At 51.9% G+C, this 24,716-nt stretch carries 17 protein-coding genes; 11 read left to right on the forward strand and 6 right to left on the reverse strand.

Annotated features, from left to right (window positions below):
- The first annotated feature begins 21 nt into the window (after positions 1 to 21).
- The 7 genes from recG (at position 22) to ACYVIY_RS06940 (ending at position 14,504) form a co-directional block, all read left to right on the forward strand.
- Positions 22 to 2,130, forward strand: a complete 2,109-nt coding sequence (gene recG / locus ACYVIY_RS06910) for an ATP-dependent DNA helicase RecG (protein ID WP_460975569.1) — start codon at positions 22 to 24, stop codon at positions 2,128 to 2,130.
- A 171-nt stretch (positions 2,131 to 2,301) separates the two neighbouring features.
- Positions 2,302 to 5,526, forward strand: a complete 3,225-nt coding sequence (locus ACYVIY_RS06915; RefSeq protein ID WP_460975570.1) for a SusC/RagA family TonB-linked outer membrane protein — start codon at positions 2,302 to 2,304, stop codon at positions 5,524 to 5,526.
- A gap of 13 nt (positions 5,527 to 5,539) precedes the next feature.
- Complete coding sequence (locus ACYVIY_RS06920) at positions 5,540 to 7,402, forward strand: RagB/SusD family nutrient uptake outer membrane protein (RefSeq protein WP_460975571.1); 1,863 nt, start codon at positions 5,540 to 5,542, stop codon at positions 7,400 to 7,402.
- A gap of 88 nt (positions 7,403 to 7,490) precedes the next feature.
- Entirely contained in the window at positions 7,491 to 8,210 is a 720-nt protein-coding gene (locus tag ACYVIY_RS06925) for a hypothetical protein (protein WP_460975572.1), read from the forward strand.
- Positions 8,211 to 8,370: 160 nt separating this feature from the next.
- Entirely contained in the window at positions 8,371 to 11,781 is a 3,411-nt protein-coding gene (locus ACYVIY_RS06930; protein WP_460975573.1) for a VCBS repeat-containing protein, read from the forward strand.
- A 27-nt stretch (positions 11,782 to 11,808) separates the two neighbouring features.
- A complete protein-coding gene (locus ACYVIY_RS06935; RefSeq protein WP_460975574.1) occupies positions 11,809 to 13,083 on the forward strand; it encodes an McrC family protein in 1,275 nt (424 codons plus the stop codon).
- A 104-nt stretch (positions 13,084 to 13,187) separates the two neighbouring features.
- On the forward strand, positions 13,188 to 14,504 hold the full coding sequence (locus tag ACYVIY_RS06940; protein ID WP_460975575.1) for a gluconate:H+ symporter: 1,317 nt from the start codon (positions 13,188 to 13,190) through the stop codon (positions 14,502 to 14,504).
- A gap of 115 nt (positions 14,505 to 14,619) precedes the next feature.
- On the opposite strand, the gene ACYVIY_RS06945 is transcribed toward ACYVIY_RS06940, so the two are convergent.
- On the reverse strand, positions 14,620 to 15,465 hold the full coding sequence (locus ACYVIY_RS06945) for a class I SAM-dependent methyltransferase (RefSeq protein WP_460975576.1): 846 nt from the start codon (positions 15,463 to 15,465) through the stop codon (positions 14,620 to 14,622).
- A 236-nt stretch (positions 15,466 to 15,701) separates the two neighbouring features.
- On the opposite strand from ACYVIY_RS06945, the gene ACYVIY_RS06950 reads away from it, so the two are divergent.
- The 3 genes from ACYVIY_RS06950 (at position 15,702) to ACYVIY_RS06960 (ending at position 17,059) form a co-directional block, all read left to right on the forward strand.
- Complete coding sequence (locus ACYVIY_RS06950; RefSeq protein ID WP_460975577.1) at positions 15,702 to 16,364, forward strand: SGNH/GDSL hydrolase family protein; 663 nt, start codon at positions 15,702 to 15,704, stop codon at positions 16,362 to 16,364.
- A 188-nt stretch (positions 16,365 to 16,552) separates the two neighbouring features.
- Complete coding sequence (locus ACYVIY_RS06955; RefSeq protein WP_460975578.1) at positions 16,553 to 16,897, forward strand: DUF421 domain-containing protein; 345 nt, start codon at positions 16,553 to 16,555, stop codon at positions 16,895 to 16,897.
- Positions 16,898 to 16,912: 15 nt separating this feature from the next.
- A complete protein-coding gene (locus tag ACYVIY_RS06960) occupies positions 16,913 to 17,059 on the forward strand; it encodes a hypothetical protein (RefSeq protein WP_460975579.1) in 147 nt (48 codons plus the stop codon).
- Between the two features lie 72 nt (positions 17,060 to 17,131).
- Here ACYVIY_RS06960 and ACYVIY_RS06965 read toward each other — a convergent pair whose 3' ends face one another.
- The 4 genes from ACYVIY_RS06965 to ACYVIY_RS06980 all read right to left on the reverse strand — a co-directional run bounded on the left by ACYVIY_RS06965 (position 17,132) and on the right by ACYVIY_RS06980 (position 22,730).
- Entirely contained in the window at positions 17,132 to 19,282 is a 2,151-nt protein-coding gene (locus ACYVIY_RS06965) for an outer membrane protein assembly factor BamB family protein (RefSeq protein ID WP_460975580.1), read from the reverse strand.
- Between the two features lie 193 nt (positions 19,283 to 19,475).
- A complete protein-coding gene (locus tag ACYVIY_RS06970) occupies positions 19,476 to 20,930 on the reverse strand; it encodes a DEAD/DEAH box helicase (protein WP_460975581.1) in 1,455 nt (484 codons plus the stop codon).
- Positions 20,931 to 21,042: 112 nt separating this feature from the next.
- The gene (locus ACYVIY_RS06975) at positions 21,043 to 21,816 is read right to left on the reverse strand and encodes an SDR family NAD(P)-dependent oxidoreductase (protein WP_460975582.1); all 774 of its coding nucleotides are present in this window, start codon (positions 21,814 to 21,816) and stop codon (positions 21,043 to 21,045) included.
- Between the two features lie 98 nt (positions 21,817 to 21,914).
- Entirely contained in the window at positions 21,915 to 22,730 is an 816-nt protein-coding gene (locus ACYVIY_RS06980) for a phytanoyl-CoA dioxygenase family protein (RefSeq protein WP_460975583.1), read from the reverse strand.
- 289 nt (positions 22,731 to 23,019) lie between these two features.
- Here ACYVIY_RS06980 and ACYVIY_RS06985 point away from each other — a divergent pair, with 289 nt between their 5' ends.
- A complete protein-coding gene (locus ACYVIY_RS06985) occupies positions 23,020 to 24,033 on the forward strand; it encodes a BamA/TamA family outer membrane protein (RefSeq protein WP_460975584.1) in 1,014 nt (337 codons plus the stop codon).
- 1 nt (position 24,034) lies between these two features.
- Here ACYVIY_RS06985 and ACYVIY_RS06990 read toward each other — a convergent pair whose 3' ends face one another.
- Positions 24,035 to 24,706 carry a phosphatase PAP2-related protein gene (locus tag ACYVIY_RS06990; RefSeq protein WP_460975585.1) on the reverse strand — a complete coding sequence of 224 codons (672 nt, stop codon included), beginning with the start codon at positions 24,704 to 24,706 and terminating at the stop codon, positions 24,035 to 24,037.
- Between the last annotated feature and the right edge of the window lie 10 nt (positions 24,707 to 24,716).

Genomic DNA, 24,716 nt, shown 5'->3' on the forward strand with positions numbered 1-24,716 from the left:
CCGAGATTTACTGGGTCAGTTATGACCGAACGAGCTACTTTTTTCGATACACCACTTCTTTACCTGAAGGGTTTAGGCCCGCAGCGAACGGAGCTGCTCAACAAAGAGCTGAATCTGTTTACCTACGGCGACCTGATCCAATATTACCCCTTTCGCTACGACGACCGGTCGCGTTACTACACCATTAGCGAGCTGATGGACTCTATGCCGTCGGCTCAGGTACGGGGGCGACTCCGTGACTGGTGCATGGAGGGCGAAGGCCCCAAGAAGCGACTCGTCGCTACGTTCACCGATGGAACGGGTTCAATGAGTCTCGTCTGGTTCCAGGGCATTACGTATATTGAAAAGACGCTCCGTCGCGATGGAGAGTACATCGCCTATGGGAAGCCGCAATCCTTTAACGGTCAGTTCAGTATTGTCCATCCCGAACTGGACAATGCCGTGACGGCTTCGGAACACGAGCCGGGCTTTTTTCCGGTTTATAACCTGACGGATAAGCTTCGCAAGCGCCACCTGGATAGTAAGGCGATCGGAAAAGTAATGCGCGGGCTACTGGAACAATCCTGGCCGCACATCCGCGAAACCTTACCCGAATCACTAATCCAGCAATACCGGCTTATCGGTAAGCGGGAAGCCATGTGGAACATCCACCTGCCCCAGGACCAGGCCTGGCTGAAGCAGGCGCAACGTCGGCTGAAGTTTGAAGAGCTGTTTTACAACCAGTTGCGGCTGATCAAAAACAAGCTGATTCAGAAAGAAGAGTTCCCCGGCCAGATCTTCCGCGATACGTCGCTGATGAAGCACTTTTATAATGAACTGCTGCCCTTTGAACTGACGGGAGCGCAGCAGCGTGTTATTAAAGAAATCTATGCCGATTTTCTGACCGGGAAGCAAATGAATCGCTTGCTGCAGGGTGACGTAGGCAGTGGCAAAACCATTGTGGCATTTATTGCCTGTCTGATGGCCATTGGCAATGGGGCGCAGGCCTGTATTATGGCTCCCACCGAAATCCTGGCTGATCAGCATTACAATGGCTTGAAGCCGTTTGCCGATGCGATGGGCCTGAACCTGGGTATTTTAACAGGCTCAACCAACAAGAAACGCCGGGTCGTCCTGCATGAAGAGTTGCAATCGGGGAAAATGCATATCCTCGTCGGTACCCATGCGTTGCTGGAAGACGCTGTGCAGTACAAAAACCTTGGGCTGTGCATTATCGACGAACAGCACCGGTTTGGGGTGGCGCAACGGGCTAAACTCTGGCGTAAGAACGAGACCGTACCACCTCACATTCTGGTTATGACCGCTACGCCCATTCCCCGGACGCTGGCCATGACGCTTTACGGGAACCTGGACGTATCGGTGATTGATGAGTTGCCTAAAGGACGTAAACCCATCAAAACCGTTCATAAGTACGACAAACACCGCTCCGAAGTATTCGGGTTTATGCGGCAGCAGATCGAACTCGGGCGGCAGGTATACGTAGTTTATCCGCTCATTGAAGAGTCCGAAAAGCTCGATTATAAAGATTTGATGGATGGCTTCGAGAGTATGCAGCGTGCTTTCCCGCGGCCCAAGTACGAGATTGGGATTCTGCACGGGAAGATGCTGCCTTACGAGAAAGATGACGAAATGAAGCGATTCATCAACCGCGAAACGCAGATTCTGGTGGCAACGACGGTTATCGAGGTTGGGGTGAACGTACCGAATGCCAGTGTCATGGTCATCGAAAGTGCGGAGCGTTTTGGTCTTTCTCAACTGCATCAGTTACGTGGTCGGGTAGGGCGGGGGGCCGAACAGTCGTATTGTGTGATGATGACGGGCTATAAACTGAGCAGCGATACGCGTACCCGGCTCGAAACCATGTGCCGCACCAACAACGGCTTTGAGATTGCCGATGTCGATCTGCAACTTCGAGGACCCGGTGACCTGACGGGTACCCAGCAAAGCGGAGTTATGGATCTCATGATTGCCGACCTGGCCAAAGACGGGCCCATCCTGACGGCAGCCCGCGAGTCAGCGCAAACGATTCTCTTGCAGGACCCTGAACTGATACTACCTCAGCACGCACCCATCCGCAATCACGTAGATGGCATTAAAAAGTCGGAAAATAATTGGGGACGTATCTCGTAGTAATTCCTGCAAATGGTCTGTGACCAGTTTTATAAGAATTGAAGTATATACCGTTTAATTTATAACATTAATTAAAATAGAGTAAGCATCTGGTAAAAAAGAGTAAGTAAAAACAACTACTAAGCAGGCTTTAACCTAAGATTAATACACGTTAAATCTTGGTTAAAGCCCATGAAAAATCAATCTACTAAACAAGCGGCTTGCTCAATTCGGGAAGGGACCATCCCGCGCCGGGTGAACTGGGTCCGGGTCAATGTACTGGCCGTGCTGCTTGGCTTGTGCTGTTCACTAAGTGTGCTGGCCCAATCCAGGTTAACCGGGAAGGTTAGCGATGAACAGGGGCAAGGTCTACCCGGTGTTAGTGTCGTTGTGAAAGGCACCACAACCGGGTCTGTAACGGACGTTGAGGGGCGGTTCTCACTCAACGTACCGGCGAACAACCCGACGCTTGTATTCTCGTACATCGGGTACGTCACCCAGGAAGTTGCCGTGAATGGTCGGAGCACCCTCAACCTTACATTAGCTTCGGACAACAAAATGCTCAACGAAGTTGTGGTGGTGGGGTATGGTGTGCAGAAGAAAGAAACGATTACGGGGTCAGTGGTTGCCGTTAAAGGCGCTGACCTGGTCAAATCGCCAACAACCAACTTGTCGAACTCGCTAGCGGGCCGTCTGCCCGGCGTAATTGCCGTAAACCGGAGTGGTGAACCTGGTGCCGACGGATCTGCCATTCGGATTCGAGGTACAAATACCATTGGTAACAACAATGCCTTGGTTGTAGTCGATGGTATTCCGGCGCGGGCGGGGGGGCTGGATCGCATTAACCCGAACGACATTGAGAATATATCCGTGCTGAAAGATGCGTCGGCGGCTATTTACGGGTCGCGGGCAGCCAACGGCGTTATCCTGATTACAACCAAGCGCGGAAAAACGGGTAAACCCCAGCTTTCGTACTCATTTAATCAAGGGTTTTCGCAGCCAACGGTTGTCCCGAAGCTGGCCAACGCAGCTCAGTATGCCCAAATGCTTAACGACCTGGATATTTACGGGTTACCCGTTAGTGAATGGTCGGCGGCTACGCAGGCTTATAAGACGTCGGGCAACTATACCCGTCCGGACGGCTCAGTGCGTAAAGCTCCTTACACACCAGAGGATATCACCAAATACAACGATGGCTCTGACCCGTGGGGGCACCCAAATACCGACTGGTACCGCTCGACGCTTAAAACCTGGTCTCCGCAGCAGCAGCATAATTTGCAGCTAACCGGCGGAACTGAAGATTTCAAGTATCTGGCCTCGGTAGGGTATCAGAATCAGGATGCGTACTACAAAAACTCAGCAACAGGCTACAAACAGTATGATGCGCGGGTGAACCTGGATGCTAATATTAATAAGTACATTCACCTGTCGGTAGGTTTACTGGCTCGTGAAGAGTTCCGTTTTTACCCGACGCGCGGTGCCGGTGCTATTTTCCGGATGCAGATGCGGGGTAAGCCAAATCAGCCCGCTTTCTGGCCAGACGGTCGGCCCGGTCCCGATATTGAAAACGGAGAAAATCCGGTGGTTATCACGACCAATGCAACGGGCTACGACCGCGACCGGCAGGATTACTTCCAGTCTAATGGTCAGGTCGATTTTAAGATTCCTGGTATAGAGGGTCTCAAAATCAGCGGTACAGCAGCTGTTGACAAACGCCTGCGTAACCGTCGGCTCTGGCAGACGCCTTGGACTCTCTACGAACGCGGAACAGGTATCGATGCCAACGGCATCCCGAACCTGACAGCCAGCGTACGCGGTCCGGCTGAGCCTCGCCTGAACGTATACGGAGAAACCCAGCTAAATATCCTGCTGGGTGGACTGGCTACCTATGAACGTAAAATTGGCGACCATGGGCTGACCTTCCTGGCAGGGGTAAACCGCGAGACTATTTCGGGGGATAACGTCGAGGCTTTCCGGCGGTTCTTTATTTCGCCCTCAATCGATCAGTTGTTTGCGGGTGGTGATCTCGAAAAGAACGCAACGGGCGGTGCTTACAACCGGGCACGTATCAACTACTTCGGTCGGGTAGCATACAACTATAAAGAGAAGTATCTGGCCGAATTCCTGTGGCGCTACGACGGCTCCGATATTTTCCCCGAAGCAACCCGTTATGGGTTCTTCCCCGGTTTTCTGGCCGGCTGGGTTGTATCGGAGGAAAACTTCTGGAAAAACTCAGTGCCAGCGGTTAATTACCTGAAACTACGCGGTTCGTGGGGACAGTTGGGTAACGATCAGATTTACATTCCAAACACTGATCCACCACAATTTGCTACCTATCAGTACCTGGCTACCTATGGATTCAATACCTGGATTGTTGACAACGCCCCGCGGACTACTTTGTCGGAAGCCCGGATTCCGAACCCGACCATTACGTGGGAGGTGGCCAACAACGCCAACATTGGTCTGGAAGGACAGTTGTTCAATGGTAAGATCAACTTTGAGTTCGATTATTTCAATAACCTGCGGACGTCCATCCTGTATCCCCGTAACGCGTCGATTCCCCGCTCAACGGGCCTAACCTTACCGCCCGAAAACATCGGAAAACTACGGAACCGGGGCTTTGACCTGCTCGTCGGCTACAACGGTCAATCCGGTGCGCTGAAGTATTCGGTTAGTGTAAACGGTGGCTACGCACAGAACAAAATTTTATTCTGGGACGAGGCCCCCGGTGCGCCAGAGTGGCAACGGACGACAGGCCGCGCGCTCGATTCATACCTGGTGTATGAGTACGACGGAGTGTTTAAAGATCAGGCCGAGATTGATGCCAACCGGATCGATTATACGTCCATTGTAAAAACGCTCCGCCCGGGCGATATGAAATACAAGGATTATAACGGCGACGGAAAAATTACCCCTGACGACCGGTATCGGCTCGAACGCACGAACTTACCCCTGTTTCAGGGCGGTATGAACATTACAGCTTCGTACAAAAACTTTGATTTGACCATCCTGTTTCAAGGATCGGCTGGAGCTCGTCAGTACATCAGCTTAGGCGAATCGGGGAACATCGGTAACTTCCTGAGCGAGTTTTATACCGATCGCTGGACGGTTGAGAACCCAAGCAGTGTTCATCCGCGGATTGCCAACCGGAGCGATCAGTATTACTCAAATGGAAACACGTACTGGCTGCGTTCGGCAGATTACATTCGGTTGAAGAACTTCGAACTGGGGTATACCATTCCGGAGGCTATTGGCCGGAAGGTAGGCCTTAACAACCTGCGGGTGTATGCGAACGGGTTGAACCTGTTCAACATTATTAATAAACTAGGTTCGTTCGATCCCGAATCGTCAAACTCGACTGGGCAATATTACCCACAAGCCCGCGTCATGAACTTCGGTGCATCGCTACGCTTCTAATCAGAAAGTCAATATGATACGTAACGTTAAAACCATAAGTTTAGCCCTGCTTCTCGGTGCCATGACCGTGACGGGCTGTAACGATAATTTTGTCAATACGCAACCGCTGGACCAAGTGTCCGGTACGGCTGTGTGGTCGGATGCTTCGCTCGCTGAAGCCTTCGTGACGGGCATTTATGCCGGCTTGGAGTTAGGCGGTTTTCGGGAGGAACAACTCGCATCGACCACTGACGAAGCGCAGTTTACGCACCCCGGCCGCAACATAACTACCATCACAGAAGGCCGGGCTAATGCCGCCGATCAGGGGTGGGCTAACAATCCGCATGAATGGAACGCCATGTACCTGCGGATTCGGGCCTGTAACCTGGCACTGGAAAACCTGGCTAAGCCTGGCTTCACCAATGCAAACAACATCGTGGAGCGGCTAACCGGCGAAGCCAAGTTTTTGCGCGCTTATTATTACCACCAGTTGGTTCGGTATTACGGTGGCGTGCCGATTGTGGATAAAACCTACGGACTTGGTGCGACTGATTACACAGTACCCCGCAACACGATGGAGGAGTGTATCAACTTTATCGTGAAAGATGCCGACGAAGCGGCTACGCTACTCAAGGGTAAAACAATGGCGCTGGGTCGGGCCAACGAGGCAGCCGCCCGCGCCCTGAAAGCCCGTATCCTGATCTATGCCGCCAGCGATTTGTACGACGCGGCAACAGCCAAGACCAAGTCGAGTGCGCATGCCGCCTTTTCCAAGCCTGAATTGCTTGGTTACGTAAGTGGCAGTCGGACTGAACGCTGGCAGAAAGCCAAAGAAGCGGCCAAAGCCGTGCTGGATCTGACCGCCTACGGTTCACAACTAAATCTGGCCGCTCCGGCCACGAAAGAAGAAGGAACGGCTAACTACATGAACATTGCGCTAGCCCGGAACGGTGGAGAAAAAGACATCCTGTTCTCGCGGCTGTTCTCGAACATCAAGCAGGAAGACGGCGGTCGTCAGGGGCTATATAACGGCCCGAACGGCTATCATAACTGGGCCGGAAACACGCCGATTCAGCAGATGGTCGACGACTATGAAATGATGGACGGAACCAAGTTCAGCTGGTCAAACCCCGCCCATGCCTCCGCTCCCTACGTGAACCGTGACCCGCGTTTCTACGGATCGATTCTGTACGACGGTGCGCCCTGGAAGCCCCGTACTGCCGACGTAGCCGCTAAAGACCCTGCTAACCAAATTCAGACTGGCCAGTACGAGGTAATTAGCGGTGGTAACAAAGTGGCCATAGCTGGGCTCGATACCCGTAAAAGCTCCGTGGAGGACTGGAACGGTAGCTACACGGGCTACTATATGCGGAAATTTATTGACCCCAGCCCGGCTATTGTCGACCAGAATACTTGGCAGCAGATTCCCTGGCCCTTCCTGCGGTACACCGAAGCTGTGTTAAACTATGCCGAAGCCTGCATCGAACTAGGCCAGGATGCCGAAGCCGTTACCTGGCTAAATAAGATTCGCTTCCGGGCGGGTATGCCTGCTATAACGGAAACGGGTGATGCGCTGCGGCAGCGGTACCGGAACGAGCGCCGGGTTGAACTGGCTTTTGAAGAGCACCGCTATCACGATGCCCGGCGCTGGATGATTGCGCCCGCCACCCTGGGCCGTAAGGTACAGTGGATCTCGATAACAGGTACGCTAAAACCAGGCAAAACGGTAACACTCTACCGCTATGATCCAACCAGTTACGATTATACGTATCGAGTTGTAGAAGGCGACCCTGGAAAAGAAAACCGTGCCTGGGATGATAAAATGTATTTCCGGCCGATCAACCGTGATGAAATGAACCGGAACGGTAAACTGTTGCAGAATCCAGGCTATCAATAACCGTTTATCTGCCTGACGTTCTATAATTCAACCGGTGCCAGCGTAGCGATATGCTGGCACCAATTTTTTATATAACCAGAAGTTTGTCATGAAAACAAAACTGCTGCTAATCAGCATCGGGATCATGGCCCACGGAACCAACTGGGCGCAGACATCGCCGGTGATTCGGATAAAAGGAGGGGCAGAAGGAGTCAAAGCGATTCCATTCGCCGATCGGTATCGCTATGATCAGTTTCGCGAGGGAAAAGTAGTCTACCAGAACGGAACAGCGGCTGCTGCCCGGCTGAACTACCATATTCTGCTGGGTGAAATGCAGTTTATCAATCCCAACGGCGACACGCTGGCATTGGTGGATGACCCGGTTGTTCGGCTTATTGGGATCAACGGCCCGACGGCACAGCAGGATTTGTTTGTTTACGACCGGTTAAAAGGATATATAGAGGTTGTTGCGGATGATAACGGCTACAAGTTGGGAATGAAGCAAGGCATAAAAACGGTTAAAAATGAAAAACGAGGTGGGTATGATCAGTCGTCCGGCGTATCGGCCATTACCAATTACCAGTTCAGTGTATCGAGCAATGCTTCAATTGCCAAACTCGATGCGAAAGGTGATCTTTTGTTGATCAAAGACAAAACCTATTTCCTTATTGACCCGAATGGCCGATCTTATCCCATTAACCGAGCCAGCCTGTTAAAAGTATTCAACAAACATCGTCAGCAGGTAGCTGCGTACCTCGACAACGAAGCCATCAACTTTAGAGAGGAAGCAGACCTGAAAAAAATGCTCCACTATTGCAGTGGATTGTGAAGCTGTTTAAGGTTTAACTTTGAGGAAATTTGCTGATTTTTATCGACTACGTGTCCCGGTTGAAGTACCCAAAATTACCCGGCTTTTCGCTGGGTTCCGAGTACCTGAACCGGCTCTATTTTAAACTTTGTCTATAGTGCATTTTTCGTTTCCGTTTTATATGAAGCTGTCGTCGCGGGCTGCGTGTGGTTGGTTATTGCTAACAACCTGTTGGCTGGGTTTGAGTTGCCAGAAAAAAGAGGCTGCCAGTGAGCAGGCCACCACGGCCGAAACCAGTGGTCCACCGCTGTTTACCTTACTTTCTCCGGACCAGACCGGCGTTACGTTTGCCAACAACCTGGACGAAGGGTTGAACACCAATGTCATGATGTATGAATACTTCTACAATGGTGGGGGGGTAGCAGTTGGCGATCTGAACGGAGATGGCTTTGATGATTTGTATTTCACCGGGAACATGACGCCAAACCGGCTATACTTGAACCGGAAGAACATGCGGTTTGAGGACGTAACGGACAAGGCAGGTGTAGCCGGTCGCGAAGGTCCCTGGAAAACCGGTGTTACCATGGCGGATGTCAATGGCGATGGTCGGCTCGATATCTACGTTTGTCATTCCGGCAGTTTAAGTCCGGAAAAACGGTTGCCTGAACTGTTTATTAATGAAGGCCCCGACGCCCAGGGCATTCCACACTTTACGGACCAGACGGCTGCGTATGGTTTAGCCAAGCCGATGCAGAGCACACAGGGCGCTTTCTTCGACTATGACCGCGATGGCGATCTTGATCTGTTTCAGCTAAACCATAATCCGCGGTTGTTACCCGTGCTCGATGCCACGGCTACCGCGGCCCTGCTTAAGCAGGCTAATCCTGAAATCGGGGTACGGCTGTTCAGGAACACGGGCAAGCGCTTTGAAGACGTTACCGAAAAGGCCGGGCTGAGCAGCTCTGTACTGACATACGGCCTGGGCGTTGGAGTTTCGGACCTCAATAATGATGGCTGGCCGGATGTATACGTATCAAATGATTATGGCGTGCCGGACTACCTGTACCTCAATCAGAAAAACGGTACGTTCAAAAATACGTTGAAAACTTCGCTGGGACATATCTCCAATTTTTCGATGGGAAATGCCCTCGCTGATGTGAACAACGACGCCCGTCCGGATATCCTGACGCTGGATATGCTGCCCGAAGACAACCGACGGCAGAAGCTGCTTATGGCTCCGGACAACTACGAAAAATACGCGCTTGCCGTTGAATCGGGCTTCCACCACCAGACCATGCGCAACATGCTTCAACTCAACAACGGTGATGAAGCCAGTAATCCTTCGTTCCGCGAAGTTGGGCAACTGGCGGGTATTTCGAATACCGACTGGAGCTGGGCACCCTTGTTTGCCGATTACGACAACGACGGATGGAAAGACTTATACGTAACAAACGGCTACGTGCGCGACTACACGAATATGGATTTTCTGAAGTACATGAACGACTTCATGCAAAACCGACCGACTAATCCGACCCGCGAGGATGTGTTGCAGTTGGTGCATCAGATGCCTTCGTCCAACGTAGCAAACTATATGTTTCGCAACCAGGGCGGTGACCAGACCGGAAACGTAACGTTTGCCAATGCGGGAGCCGCCTGGGGCTTAACCCAGGTGTCGAACAGCACGGGAGCCGCCTATGCCGACTTGGACAATGACGGCGATCTGGATCTGGTCGTAAACAACACCAATCAGCCCGCATTTATCTTTCAGAACGAAGCGAACAAGCAACGTAACCATCATTACCTGACGGTTCAGCTGGCCGGAAGTGGGGCCAACACGCAGGGCGTAGGCGCTAAGGTCATTGTGTACCAAGCTGGCAAGCAGCAGTTTGTCGAGCAGATGCCAACGCGGGGTTATCAGTCCAGCGTTTCGCCCCGTTTGCATTTTGGACTGGGTACCAATTCCCGTATCGATTCAGTACTCGTAATCTGGCCCACGGGCAAGCAGCAACTCCTGACCAACGTACCAGCCGACAAGCTGCTGACGCTGCGGCAGACAGACGCTAAAGAGACGTACCGTCAGCTCCAACCCGAGACTCCGTTGTTTCGGGAAACGAAAGCCCCCATCGAGCAATCGTACTCCGCCCGGCCCATCAATGATTTTAAGCGACAGCCGCTGCTGGTCAATGCCTTATCATTTACTGGGCCGTGCTTGGCCAAGGCCGATGTGAACGGTGATGGTCTTGAGGACGTATATGCCGGTGGCAGTGGCGGAAAAGCAGGCGTTTTGTTTCTGCAACAGGCCGGAGGACGTAACGGCTGTGACCAGTTTAATCGCCGTACGCAGGCTGCCTTTGAAGCCGATAAGGCGAGTGAAGACGCCGATGCTGTTTTTTTTGATGCCAACGCCGATGGATTTGTCGATCTCTACGTATGCAGTGGCGGATACAATGATTTTCAGCCCAACGACCCCCGCTTGCAGGATCGATTGTACGTAAACGACGGCAAAGGAAATTTCACCAGAAGCCCTACTGCGCTACCAGCTATGCGTTCGAGCAAGAGCTGCGTGCGGGTCGCTGACGTCAACGGCGATGGTCGCCCCGATTTATTTGTGGGTGGGCGGGTCGTGCCGGGCCGGTATCCCGAAGCTCCACAAAGCTATGTGCTCATCAATACCAGTAAGGGTGGCCAGCCGCAGTTTACGGACCAGACGGCGCGGATATCACCTGATTTAGCTCGTATCGGTATGGTGACCGATGCTGCCTGGGCAGACCTGAACGGCGATCGAAAACCTGAACTGGTCGTGGTAGGCGAATGGATGCCCGTCAGCGTATTTGCTGTTGAGAACGGTCAGTTTACTAATAAGACAAGCCAGTATTTTGATAACGAGAGCAGAGGTTGGTGGAACAAACTGCTGGTCGATGACTTTAACGGCGATGGTCGACCGGATTTGATTGTCGGCAATTATGGCCTCAACACCCAATGCCGGGCTAGTGATCAGCAACCCGCCGAACTGGTGTACAAAGACTTCGATAACAACGGCAAAATTGATCCGGTCCTGTGTTTGTATGTACAAGGGAAAAGTTACCCGCACGCCACTCGGGATGAACTGCTCGACCAGATTGGTATGTTGCGTGCCCGCTTTACAAGCTACGATACGTATGCCAGTGCTACGTTGACCGACGTCTTTACAGCTGATGAACTACGCGAAGCCAATACGCTAACGGCTAACCAGTTACAGACTACTTATTTTGCGAGTACGAAAGCGGGCAAACTAACACCGAAGCCGTTGCCAGTGGCTGCCCAGCTCGCGCCGGTTTACACCATAACCAGCCTCGATTACGACCGCGATGGCCGGAAAGACTTGCTCTTGTGTGGAAATACCACCCAGGCCCGTTTACGGTTTGGTCGTTCCGACGCGAACAATGGCGTGCTGTTGCATGGTACCGCTGGAGGAGGATTTGAAGCGGTACCCCCAGCTCGCTCGGGCTTTCGCCTGACGGGTGACGTACGTAGTGTGTTACCCATCGGAAATACCCTGCTTGTTGGCATCAATCAACAGGGTATTCGGGCGTATCAACCCGCCAAACCCTAAACTAAGTTACTGCATACTTCATTTTGTATGGCAACGAGCATCACAGTAGCTGAATACGGCTTAATCAGCGTTGCCCGCGAATACGAGGAGCCGACTGGCGACGTAGTGCTTGTGGCCGATACTACGTTTCAGGCGCTTCGGCAGCTGGCTTTCGACACTGAAGGAATTGATTCACTGCTTACTTTTTTTGTGCAGAAAGGACGCGAATACGTTCGGGTACGTAATTACGTCGGCTTATTAACCCTGCCTGATGGCACGCAGCTCGAAATTGTGCCCAAAGTAACGAAAGGGGCAGAGGGCCGGTCTATTCTGTTCAATATGCTGAAATACCTACGGCATAGCCCGTTCCGTTTGCTTGGGTCAGCCCGGACTAGGGACTTGTCCCTGCCCGTTTGGGACGTATTTGTGAGCGTATTTCTGGATACCGTAGAGCCCCTGGTCCGGCAAGGGCTGCAACAGGCGTATGTGTCGTCCGAACGGACCGGAACTAGCTGGAAAGGCAAATTTCAGCCCGCTCGTCAGCAGCGAGAGAATGCATACCACGCCGAGCGCCTGGCCATGCGGTACGATACGTTAACGGCCGACGTAGCGCCTAATCGCCTGGTGAAAACAACGCTGGATTTCCTGCTGCACCGAACAGCAAGTGGAGCAAACCAGCGACGGATTCATCAGCTTTTGGGAGCGTTAGTGGATGTACCCATCTCTGAATCCATTCCGGCTGATCTGAAAAGTGTTCAGCGGATGAGCCGACTGTTCGACCGCTATAGACCCGCCATCCGCTGGGCAGAAGCGTTACTGACGGGAAGCGGGTTTGGGGTTCGAACTGGTTCGACTACAGATCTCTCCTTACTGTTTCCGATCGGGCAGGTATTTGAAGATTATGTTACGCATGGCATTCGAACCTATTGGCCCGAAGCGGGTGCCGTAGCCGTGCAGGAGTCGTCGGCTCACCTGGTCGATGAGCATATTGGTCTGCCTAAGTTTAAGCTGCGTCCGGACATTATCATTCGCCAGCCGGGTCGGACATTTGTACTCGATACCAAGTGGAAGCAGATTAAAGGCGATGACCGTATCGGGAATTATGGTATCGAACAGACCGATTTATACCAACTTTATGCCTACAGCAAGAAGTACGAGGCTGACGAGCTGTTTCTGGTCTACCCGGCCAATGAAACGTTTCGCGAGCCGCTGGCCGTGTTTGGGTATGATCCCGCTACCCGTCTGCACGTCGTGCCGTTCGACATAGCCGCTCCGTTAGCCAAAGAAGTAGAAATGCTGGCTGCGTACGCTTTATCGTTTTAATGATAGTTTTAACGCAGATGACGCGGTAATGACGCAGGACGATAGCGCGAAAACGCTGTGTTTTTGCGTCATTTGCGTTTGAGCCGATCAACCACCGTAACCCTATGCCTCTTATTCTTACCCTCATCGGGATTCTTACCCTTGTTCTGTTAGTTGCTTTTGTTCGCTTAGATACGTTTATCTCGTTTGTACTTGTTTCGCTCGGCATTGGACTGGCATCGGGTATGAGCGTTGGGGACGTGGGGAAATCCATCCAGACCGGCATTGGCGGTACGCTCGGCGATCTGGTACTCATCATTGGGTTTGGTGCCATGCTGGGGCGGCTGGTTGCCGAGAGCGGAGCCGCCCGACGCATTACTGATGTACTGATTGGCATATTCGGGATCAAGAACATCCGCTGGGGGCTGGCACTGGCGGGCTTTGTAGTCGGTATTCCCCTTTTCTACAACGCCGGGTTCATCATCGTTGTCCCACTCATTTTCACCATTGCCGCTTCGTCTCGATTGCCGTTGTTGTCGGTGGCCGTTCCCATGTTATCGGCGCTATCGGTCGCGCACGGTTACCTGCCTCCGCATCCCTCGCCGTCGGCCGTAGCGGGCCAGCTTGACGCTAACATCGGCCAGACGCTGCTGTACGGCATCATCATTGCCATTCCGGCCATAGTTATTGCCGGTCCCATATTCGGCAAGACGCTGGTGAACATGAAAATCGCTCCCGACAAAGAATTGTTCGATATTCGGGAGGTGCCTAATCAGAATTTGCCGGGGGCGGGCATCAGCTTTTTTGTGGCCCTGCTGCCGGTGCTGCTGCTGACGACCTTTGGGCCACTCAAAAGTGCGACGCCCGATGATTCACCGCTCAAAACCATCGTTACCATACTGGCTGAGCCGTATATGGGCATGCTCCTCTCGGTGCTGGTGGCTATGTACGCGCTGGGTATCCGGCGCGGAATGACCATGAAAGCGGTTACCAAAGACATGGAAGAAGCGGTGAAAGCCATTGCGCCGATTTTACTCGTAATAGCCGGTGCGGGCGCGCTGAAACAGATATTTACTGACAGCGGCACCAGTAAATTCATTGGCAGTATGCTGGCCGATATGTCTATTCCGCCGTTGGTGCTAGCCTGGGGGATTGCCGCTTTCATCCGGGTCTGTGTTGGGTCGGCTACGGTAGCCGGGTTAACAACATCCGGTATCATTGCCCCCCTTATTCAAAGCCAGACCATTAAACCCGAACTGATGGTACTGGCCATTGGCTCCGGCAGCCTGATGTTTTCGCACATCAATGATGGCGGTTTCTGGTTGTTTAAGGAGTATTTCAACCTGACCATCGGACAGACAATTCGAACATGGTCTCTCATGGAAACTATTGTGTCTATTATCGGGCTATTTGGTGTGCTGGCGTTGAATCTGGTTGTGTGAGAACGTGCCTGGCGAATTGCATTACGTATTGTTCGTAAGCTAATCGGTTGTAACTAAAGGCAGGCGCTTATCCCCACTGTAGTGGGGATAAGCGCCTGCAACTATTTCTGCAGTACTACTTCTGGCCAGATACAACTAACGTTCCATAATCGAGGGAGGCTTTCTTGTCGGCGTATTTAGCGTCGATTAAGTCAAAGACTTCAGTCCGGATTTTTTCTTTCATCGCGTCATCAGCCTTGCTCATGGCCGCTACCACGGGAGCGACAACATCGTTCATGAAATTCCAGTACGTAGCATTGCTGCCGTAAATCACTTGGCCATTAAGTTCTTTTTCCGTAACGTTACGCAGACCGGCCTGCTTAAACAAATCAGCCAGAAAACCGGGACTACCGCAGCGAAACATGCCCGGTGCACCCGGTGTTGGGGCCGGTAATTCCATGTGCTTGTTGATGGTGCTTAGCGTGGCCGTTATCCAGAAATTTTTGTCAGGCGTACCCCAGACCGAAGCGGCCAGTTTACCGCCTGGCTTAAGAACACGCACCATTTCTTTAGCTGCCAGCAACATATCCGGGAAGAACATGAATCCAAAGCGGCAACTTACGGCATCGAACATCGCATCGTCGAACGGTAAGTCACAAACGTCGCAAACAACCGTTTCGTAATTGGTGATTCCCTTTCTGGTTGCGTTATCGCGCGCTACGTCTAGCATGCCTTCGGCCAGGTCCGTGATAACGACTTTCCCGTTGGTTACCAGTGATGCAATAGTTAACCCCGGCTCACCCGTTCCAGAGGCAACATCAAGGACTATATCCGTATCGTTCAACGCTAACGCGTTAATGATTTCATCCCCCATGGGTTTGAGAAAATTCATGGTGAAGTCGTCCCATTTCCGCCAGCCTGGAGAAAATTTATTCCAGGTCGCTTTCTGCTGTTCCCGAATCTGTTCTAGTTGAGCTTCCATGCTGTTCCGATTTAGATTGATTATTTACATAAGGTCACGTATTGAATTTTTAGAAATTATTGACAATCAGAGTGTTGTTGATTTTTACTGCCGAAGATGTCTATTAATGCCAGGACGATGTAAATACGTTTTATCGAGTGGTATTAAGTTTCGAGTAAAGGGTAAACAGGGAACTGGGCCCGTTCTAGCTAAAATTGTAATTGGGTAAATTCGCCAGATACGTTGCTTTTTTATCCATGAAAACAATTCTCCGACTTTCCCTTTTTCTGGTAGCTGGCTTACTGGCAATGGCCCCGGCAAAACCAACCCGTGTCGTTTTCTTCGGTGACTCGATTACCCAGGCGGGCATTAAACCCGGCGGGTATATTGACCGCTTAAAGACAAGCTTGCCCGGCGATCAGTTTGAACTGATTGGAGCGGGAATCGGCGGCAACAAGATTTATGATCTGTTCCTGCGCATGGATGAGGACGTACTAGCCCAAAAACCCGACGTTGTTGTCGTTTGGGTGGGTGTGAATGACGTTTGGCACAAGGCAACCTACGGCACCGGTACCGATCCCGATAAGTTTGTGAAGTTCTACGAAGCCGTTGTGAAGAAATTACAGGCCGCCAACGCGCGGGTTGTTCTCTGCACACCAGCGGCCATTGGCGAGAAAACCGATATGAGCAATCAGCAGGACGGCGACTTGAACCAGTACAGCCAGTTGATTCGCGATATTGCCAAGCGTCAGAACCTGCCCCTGGTCGATCTGCGCAAAGCGTTCCTGGAGTATAACCTTAAGAACAATCCGGAAAACAAGGATCGCGGCATTCTGACTACCGACCGTGTTCACCTGAACGATGCTGGTAATCAGTTTGTGGCCGAACAAATGCAGAAAGTGCTGTCGACGGTGAAATAAGACGATTACAACTTTCGGGCCTGTACGACCAGACTCCGCATTCCTGGAGCCGTTGGCTTTCCGTTCGGAGCTAACGGCTCTGCTTTTACGTAGAGTATTCAGGCACCGCTAAACCATCCCTGAATTTCTAAGTTATGGGTCTGACAAACGACGGGACAAGTTCTTTCTATTGATATTAGCGGTGCGCCATGATTGACGAATGGTTTGGCGATATTTTTCATAAAGATAATCAGTTAACCGATCCTCAGATGGCCTGTCGGGCGTTTGTTATATTCCTGCTGGCTATAGCGCTGGTTCGGTTAGCAGGCCGACGGGCATTTGGGATGCGGTCGCCATTCGACACGGTTATATCGCTCCTGCTGGGAACAACGCTGGGCCGGGGTATTGTCGGGGCGTCCTCGTTTACAGGTACCCTGATGGCTTGCGTAGTGCTGGCTATCCTGCACCGCTTGTGTGCGTACGTCAGTTTACACAGCGCTACATTCAGTCGTTTGATGAGTGGTCAGCAGAGAATTTTGTATGAGAACGGTTGATTTCATCAAGAGGACATGGATGCTATGTTGGTTACCAGACAAGACTTGCAGGAAGCGGCAAGGCACGAAGGAAACGAAGCCTCGCTGGATAGCGTAGCCGCTGCCTTCATTGAACGGAATGGACAGATTAGTGTCATAAAAACACGATCTACTGATAAGTAAGACGATCAAAACCAAACGGGCGTCTGAACATCAGACGCCCGTTTGGTTTTGGTATAAGCAATCCAGAACTCGTTAGGGTAGCGCAAACGCTACGTATTGATTGCCTTTTTTAGCGCCTAATTTAGCTCCCCCGCAGGCGATTACTACGTACTGTTTACCACCTGCCTGATACGTAGCGGGCGTGGCAAAGCCAGCCGCCGGAAGCTGCGTTTCCCAAAGGAGCTTCCCTGTTTTTTTGTCGAAGGCCCGAAACTTCTCGTCTTTCGTAGCAGCAATGAACAGTAAACCGCTTGCTGTTACTACAGGACCGCCATAGTTTTCTGTACCCGTGTTGCGAATCCCTTTAGCCGCCAGTTCCTTTTCTTCACCCAGCGGGATTTTCCACAGAAACTCACCCGTGTTCAGGTTGATCGCGTTAAGTGTTCCCCAGGGGGGCGCAATGGCCGGATAGCCTTTGCTGTCCTGAAATTTGTTGTAGCCTGTTACTTTATACGGTAAATAAGGTTCCTTAACCTTCGAGGGATACGGCGAGCCGCTCGACACTTCCTGCTTTTCGTCGTTGAACAGGAAGGCAACCAGCGCCTGCTTCTCCTCGGCAGAAAGGGCCGTAAAGCCCGGCATCATGCCTTTGCCGGTCGTAACAATATTCGTTACGTAAGGCCGATCGCGTCGTTGGGCAATGTCAACCAGAGAGGGGTAGCCGCTTCGGGCATTGCCTTTTCGCTCCGGCCCATGGCAGCCTACGCAGTTCTGTGTGTATACCCGCTGACCAGGGCTTAGATGTGCCAGTTCGTCGCTTTTGGGCGCGTCGACGATGGTGAATATCCACGGTACGTCGTTCGCGTTCACGTAGAGAATGCCATCCGGATCGGCCGCTGAACCACCCCATTCGGCCCCACCGTCACAACCCGGAAACAGCAGACTGCCACGCTTGCTGAACGGCTCATAGAACCGACTGCCAATGCCCCGGAATACCTTCAATAACGAATCACGATCAATCGAATAGGGGTTAATGTCGGCTTCGGTCATCTGCTGGCGGGCAAACGCAGCGGGTTTCCGCGGAACGGGTTGGGTAGGCCAGCTAAACTCGCCCGGTAGGTCAGATTTAGGTACTGGAACCTCATCAATCGGAAATAAAGGCTTGCCCGTTACCCGATCGAACACAAATACGTGCCCAGATTTGGTAACCTGAGCCACCGCATCGATTTTTCGGGGCCGACCATCGGAGCCCTTCTGGGTAATCGTCACCAGATTAGGCGGAGACGGAAAATCACGATCCCAGATGTCGTGGTGAACCGCCTGGAAGTGCCAGAGCCGCTTACCAGTTCTGGCGTCCAGCGCGAGCAGGCAGTTGGCAAACAGATTTTGCCCTTTGCGGTTGCCACCGTAAAAATCGTACGAAGCTGAACCGGTCGGTACGTAGATTATGCCGCGGGGGCGGTCAATGGCCGTACCCGACCAGTTGTTGGCTCCGCCTATATCGATGTTCTTATGGGCGTCTTTTGGCCAGGTCTCGTACCCATAGTCGCCGGGTTTAGGAATGGTTCGAAACGTCCAGGCCAATTTGCCAGTTCGCACGTTGAACGCGCGGATATAACCCGGAGCCGCATCTGATCCTTCCGACACGCGAACAGGCATGATGATCAGATCTTCGAACACAGTGCCGGGCGTATTCGAAATAATAAACTTGTCTTTAGCCTGTTCCCCTAACCCCTCGTGCAAATCAGTATGGCCATTTTCGCCGAAGCTGTCAATCGGTTTGCCGGTTTTGGCGTCAAGGGCGTATAGTAAGGGGCCGACGGTATAGAGAATACGCGCGGCTTCGGAGCCTGATTTGGGGGACCAATAAGCCACACCCCGGCTTGTACTATGCCATACTTTCAGGGGATCACCAAATTTCCAGATTTCCTTGCCCGTCGTGGCATCGAGCGCAAAGGCCTGAACGGTAGGCGTGACTCCATAAAAGACTCCATCGATGATGATCGGATTGGTCTGAATCTGACCACTGTCTGCTGCCGAGTACGTCCAGGCAACTTGTAGCTGGCCAACATTCTGAGGGGTGATCTGCGTGAGTGCCGAATAGTGACTCCGATCCGGTCCACCGAGGTATTCGCCCCAGTTGGTGTAGTCATTCGGCTTGTCGTCCGTAAGGTTTTGGCTGAAGCGTACCCAGCCAAGCGCCAGTGCCGCCAGCGCACCGATCGGTAGAAGCAATCGTTTCATCGAGAGTAAAAAGAGAATCTAACAAAACTATGAAATTTTGCTGTTTTTAGGTGAGGTGAAACGCTTTGAAATCTGCCTAAACGAACGTAGTGCTGCACAATTCGCTAGCTTATAAAGCTGTGGTGCGTGACGTGGCCAAATAGCCTGATTGATTCTATAAAAAAAGCCCTGGACTCGAGTCCAGGGCTTTCGGTTAATAGTTTTTATCCGAGTCGAAATTTGTGAATCGACTGTTGCCGGTTCCTCGTTGCGGTCTGGCTTCCTGACGAGGTTTGCCAGCATAACCGTTGTTACGTGATTGACCGTAGCCACCTTCGCGACGGGGCGAATCGGAACTAGCCGCTGCCTTTGGCCGATCATTGGCCCGGCGCTGGGTGTTATTGGCTGATGCTCCTGCCGGACGAGGGCTACCGCCCTGGCGCCGATCGTTGTTTCGACCGTTGCCGCGCTGGTTCGTTTGACCACCCTTCCGTTGCGGTGCCCCTGGCGAAACCGCAGAGAGGGGAACGTCCAGAACATACGGGTGTTCTTCAATGACCGGTACGCGCTTGCCAATCAGTTTGTGAATATCTTTCAGGAATTCGGCTTCTTCAGCATCACAGAATGAGAGCGCAATGCCGTCGTTTCCGGCCCGGCCAGTACGTCCGATGCGGTGTACATAGGTTTCGGGAATGTTTGGCAACTCGTAGTTAATGACATGGGAAAGCTCGTCAACGTCGATGCCGCGAGCGGCAATGTCGGTAGCTACCAGCACGCGGGTCTGCCGGGACTTAAAGTTCGAAAGGGCACGCTGGCGGGCGTTCTGCGATTTGTTGCCGTGAATGGCTTCGGCCTGGATACCGGCTTTCAACAGATCTTTAGCAACCTTATCGGCTCCGTGCTTCGTGCGGGCAAATACCAGCGCTGACGCGATTGACTTATCGGCCAGAACGTGTACCAGCAGCTTCCGCTTGTCTTCTCTTCCAACAAAGTATACCCCTTGCTGGATCGTATCGGCCGTCGATGAAACCGGCGTTACTTCTACCTTAGCAGGGTTGTTCAGAATGGTGTCGGCCAGCTTCGCTACGTCAGGGGGCATGGTAGCCGAGAAAAAGAGCGACTGACGACGCTCCGGCAAGCGGGCGATGATCTTCTTTACGTCATGGATGAATCCCATATCGAGCATACGATCGGCTTCATCCAACACAAAGAACTGAATGTCGCGCAGCGAAATAAATCCCTGATTGATCAGATCAAGCAGACGACCGGGGGTGGCAATAAGAATATCCAGACCCGCTTTAATGGCATTGACTTGTGAATGCTGCGAAACTCCCCCAAAAATAACGGCATGACGAAGTTTAAGATGGCGACCATAAGCTGCGAAGCTCTCGTCGATCTGAATGGCCAGTTCGCGCGTTGGGGTCAGCACCAGCGTTTTAATTCGCCGGGGCGCAGCAGGATTTTTGCTGCGTTCTTCATTAAGTAGTTGAAGAATGGGAATGGCAAAAGCGGCCGTTTTTCCCGTGCCAGTCTGGGCGCAGCCCAGCAAATCCCGGCGGTTCAACAAAATAGGTATGGCTTGTTCCTGGATGGGTGTTGGCGTAGAATAGCCTTCTTCGGTAAGTGCCTTCAGGATGGGCTCACTTACTAATAAATCAGAAAATTGCATGTGTTGGCTGGACGTCGGTAGGCAAGGAATGAATAGCGTCCAACGTCTAAATGGAAGTTATATATGTGTACAACCTCATTAGCGCAAATAAAGTGCCATCATTCTACTTCGATTACTCGTAGATGCTCCCCGCCGTTTGCTCAACCACCCGTTTAGGCATCAGCCAGGCCATAAACGCGCCTAGCTTATTAAGCACTCCGGTGATCAGTTCAGTACGGCCAGCCAACGTAGCGTCAACCGCCTGCCGGGCTACGTCGGCGGGTGTCATATTGACCCGTTGAGCGGCTTTTCGGCCTTTCTCGCCAATCTGCGCTCGAGTCACAAAATCTGTGTCAGTCGAGCCTGGGCAGACGCAGGTTACAGTTACGGATGTACGCCGAAGCTCCTGTGCCAGTCCGCGGCTGAATTGCAACACAAGCGCTTTGGAAGCTGCGTATAAACTCAGTCGGGGCACGGCCTGATAAGCCGCTGAACTGCCAATGTTCAAAATGTATGCCCGGAGTTGTTGCTGAAGCTGGGGTAGAAATAGGTAGCACAGTTGCACCAGCGCCGTATTGTTAACGGCCAGCATATCTAAATGAGCCGCCAGCGGATGGCTCTCAAACGGGCCGCTTAAGCCGTAGCCTGCGTTATTGACGAGCACTTGTACAGTGTAACCCTGCTGCTGACACCAGTCAAACACACGTTGCGCAGATTCGGGTTGCGCCAGGTCTGCGGCCAGAATGTCCGTTTTAACGCCAAAGGTCGAGGCTAACCGACTGGCTTCCTGTCGGAGCGCCGATTCCGAGCGGGCCACCAGCAACAGGTCGAATTTACGGCGGGCTAACTCCTGGGCAATGGCTAGACCAATGCCTTTACTGGCTCCTGTTACTAAGGCGTACGCCATACGTAGTTATAAAGCTATAAAGTTGTAGCGTTACAAAGTGGTAGAGCTGCTTTTGAAAACAACTGTACCACTTTGTAACGCTACAACTTTATGACCAATTAGATATTGACTTTCGAGATGAATCGGTGATAGAATGGGGTCTTGCTGTTCTCGTGCTTCGGCATGTATTTGCCCGTAACGACGGGGACGTACATAACCCGACGGCGGCTCGCTTCGCCAAAGTGAGGAGACTGCTGCGCCCGGTGCCAAAGCCGACCATCGTGAACCGACAAATCACCGGCGTTTATGTCGAAGCCAATTTCGTGCTTATCAGGATCGTTATCGACAAAGTACTTTTTGCGGAACAGCATTTTGAACAGCCCCTGCTTGTGCGTACCAGGAATGACACGTAAGCCGCCATTCTCGTACGGTGTTGGATTCAGGTGAATGCCTACATTCAGCATCGGCATAATGCGCTGACCCAGGAAGATGTCACGTGGGCTGTCGGTGTGCCAACCCATTTGCGAGAACTTACTATTAGGGGTACGAATGTAGTGGTTCAGAATAAGCCCGTCTTTTTCGATTTCAGCAATTCGACCTTCGTAAGGTTGGAGCAGATCAACGACCGCTTGCAGACGTGGGTCCTGCAAAAACTCATGGAGTGCTGCGCTATGCTGAGACAGAAAACACATCCGCTGGATCATTGGATTGCCTTCTTCGTCCTGGCCAAATTTGAGCGGAACGCCATTGACTTTGTCTCGTCCTTCAGCTAGCCATTCTTTCTCGATACGCTCTACCTCACTAATAAATTTCTTTACTGTTTCGGGTTCAATAAAATTCCGGAAAACAATAACACCATGCTTGTTGAAAAACTGCCGTTGCTCCGGAGTAATGGTTTCGCCCAGGGTGAAGGGCGGCAAGTTAATTTTGCTCATATCGGTGGTTTACAGTTCGGGGGTTCGCCTTTCGTGCTGACCTTGCCTATGGGCGCAGCCTTAATGGTTTCTTAAAGCCCCAAATCTACAAAATTTACAATTTTAGGCTTACTTTGCGATCATTTAATTAATGCGACTTTAATTAACGGTCATCTATTGTTTTGTGAATGTTATTTGTGATAAGCGGCTGATTTCTTTGTTAATCAGCTTATTATTGGGTTCAGTCTCTGCCTCAAATGCCCAGCCTGACAGCGTAATTTTACCACGCGAGTCAGCGCCTAGTCAGCTAGTGCGGACACAAAATACGTTAATTTTACCCTTAATTGCACGCTCTATTGAAACAGATTGGTCAGTTGGGCTTGCGGGTTCATTCACATTTCGCTTCAACCGGAACGACAGCCTCACTCGTACATCGAACACACAGGCATTAGCTTTATACTCATTACGCAGGCAGTTTATTGCCGCCCTAAACGGAACTACCTATTTACCCGGTGAGCGGTATATTCTGTCCCATCAGCTGTCGTACAGTTATTTCCCCGATAAATTCTGGGGTTTAGGCAAAGAAGCTGCCGACGCCAACGAGGAAGCCTACACGTTTCGCCAATACTACCTGTATCTGCATTTACAGCGGAAACTGAAAGATCGTTTTTTTGCCGGGCTCATCTATGAATATCAGCGACTGCTAACGGTTGAACACGAGCCTGGCGACCTGCTCGATCGGCTCAACGTACTGGGTCGTAGTCCGTATCACATCTCCGGTACTGGACTCAGCTTAACGTACGACACCCGTAATAATGCGTTCGCACCCGATAAAGGCGCATTTGCTCAGGTGCTTTTTACCCATTTTACGCCCTTGTTGGGTTCTGGGTTTCGTTATACTGCGTATGCCGTTGATGTTCGCCGTTTTATTCGCATTTTTCGGCAGCAGGTCCTGGCGTTGCAGGCCTACGGTCAGTTCAATGCGGGCGACGTACCGTTGCGAAGCTTAGCCAGTTTTGGCGGTTCAAACAGCATGCGGGGATTTTACGACGGTCGGTTTCGCAGCAAGAATCAGGTGGTGCTCCAGGCTGAATACCGGGTGCCCATTGTCTGGCGGATTGGCGCTGTAGGGTTTTTGGGCGTGGGCAACGTCGGCGATCACCTACGCGAGATAAACCTGCAAGACCTGAAATATTCGTACGGAGGAGGGCTACGGGTAGCACTGAACCGCAAAGAGCGCCTGAATCTGCGGGTCGACTATGGCTGGGGCGTTGGTGAGCATACGTCCCACGGCCTGTATTTTCAGCTGGGCGAAGCCTTCTAGGTTACTGGTCTATATTTTTCTCCTGATCGTTCCAGCCGCTGAGTGCGATCTTCTTACCAATCCAGTAAAGGGGATACGTAAACAAAAACGCCCCTAGTACGTCGACGGTGTAATGCACGTGCTGAACGAGCAAGAGACTACCCACCAAAATTGATCCAATCAGAGCCAGGAGCCGGTCCCACCAACGCCGGAAGCATAAAAACATCAGAAAAATAGTGGAGGTGTGGCCCGAGTAGAACAGGTCTTTTGTGATGTATGTTTTCCCGTAGAAGGCGTTACTGATGGGGTCGATCAGCGGAATAAGTCCAATGGGCGGATCAAGTGGTACGAGGTTGATGCTTAGCATCCGCGACAGACTGACGATGATGTAACTGTACATAAACATCATAAAGACCGCGGGACTGCGCCGAGCCCGAATGAGGAGTAGCAGCGCCGTGGCCCAGATCAGGAGAAAAATCGCAATCGATACGTCCTGTGGAGGAAGCTGAGCCAGAACCCAATCGTTCAGGACGGGGCCGGTATGCCGTTCGATCGTTTGAAAAAAGACGGGAAAAGTAAAGAGCAGCGCGATCGTTCCGGCGAGGCCAATGAAAAATTTACGGCGAAAAACGGGCGACTGCCAGGCCGCCTTCCAGGCTAGATCCCCGGTCGGATCGGGAGTAAGTAAAGACATACTAAGGCGT

This window comes from Spirosoma knui (assembly GCF_054780635.1).

Coding starts and splice junctions, on each gene's coding strand:
- recG (WP_460975569.1), top strand. CDS start 22: ATGACCGAACGAGCTACTTTTTTCGATACACCACTTCTTTACCTGAAG.
- ACYVIY_RS06915 (WP_460975570.1), top strand. CDS start 2,302: ATGAAAAATCAATCTACTAAACAAGCGGCTTGCTCAATTCGGGAAGGG.
- ACYVIY_RS06920 (WP_460975571.1), top strand. CDS start 5,540: ATGATACGTAACGTTAAAACCATAAGTTTAGCCCTGCTTCTCGGTGCC.
- ACYVIY_RS06925 (WP_460975572.1), top strand. CDS start 7,491: ATGAAAACAAAACTGCTGCTAATCAGCATCGGGATCATGGCCCACGGA.
- ACYVIY_RS06930 (WP_460975573.1), top strand. CDS start 8,371: ATGAAGCTGTCGTCGCGGGCTGCGTGTGGTTGGTTATTGCTAACAACC.
- ACYVIY_RS06935 (WP_460975574.1), top strand. CDS start 11,809: ATGGCAACGAGCATCACAGTAGCTGAATACGGCTTAATCAGCGTTGCC.
- ACYVIY_RS06940 (WP_460975575.1), top strand. CDS start 13,188: ATGCCTCTTATTCTTACCCTCATCGGGATTCTTACCCTTGTTCTGTTA.
- ACYVIY_RS06945 (WP_460975576.1), bottom strand. CDS start 15,465: ATGGAAGCTCAACTAGAACAGATTCGGGAACAGCAGAAAGCGACCTGG.
- ACYVIY_RS06950 (WP_460975577.1), top strand. CDS start 15,702: ATGAAAACAATTCTCCGACTTTCCCTTTTTCTGGTAGCTGGCTTACTG.
- ACYVIY_RS06955 (WP_460975578.1), top strand. CDS start 16,553: ATGATTGACGAATGGTTTGGCGATATTTTTCATAAAGATAATCAGTTA.
- ACYVIY_RS06960 (WP_460975579.1), top strand. CDS start 16,913: ATGGATGCTATGTTGGTTACCAGACAAGACTTGCAGGAAGCGGCAAGG.
- ACYVIY_RS06965 (WP_460975580.1), bottom strand. CDS start 19,282: ATGAAACGATTGCTTCTACCGATCGGTGCGCTGGCGGCACTGGCGCTT.
- ACYVIY_RS06970 (WP_460975581.1), bottom strand. CDS start 20,930: ATGCAATTTTCTGATTTATTAGTAAGTGAGCCCATCCTGAAGGCACTT.
- ACYVIY_RS06975 (WP_460975582.1), bottom strand. CDS start 21,816: ATGGCGTACGCCTTAGTAACAGGAGCCAGTAAAGGCATTGGTCTAGCC.
- ACYVIY_RS06980 (WP_460975583.1), bottom strand. CDS start 22,730: ATGAGCAAAATTAACTTGCCGCCCTTCACCCTGGGCGAAACCATTACT.
- ACYVIY_RS06990 (WP_460975585.1), bottom strand. CDS start 24,706: ATGTCTTTACTTACTCCCGATCCGACCGGGGATCTAGCCTGGAAGGCG.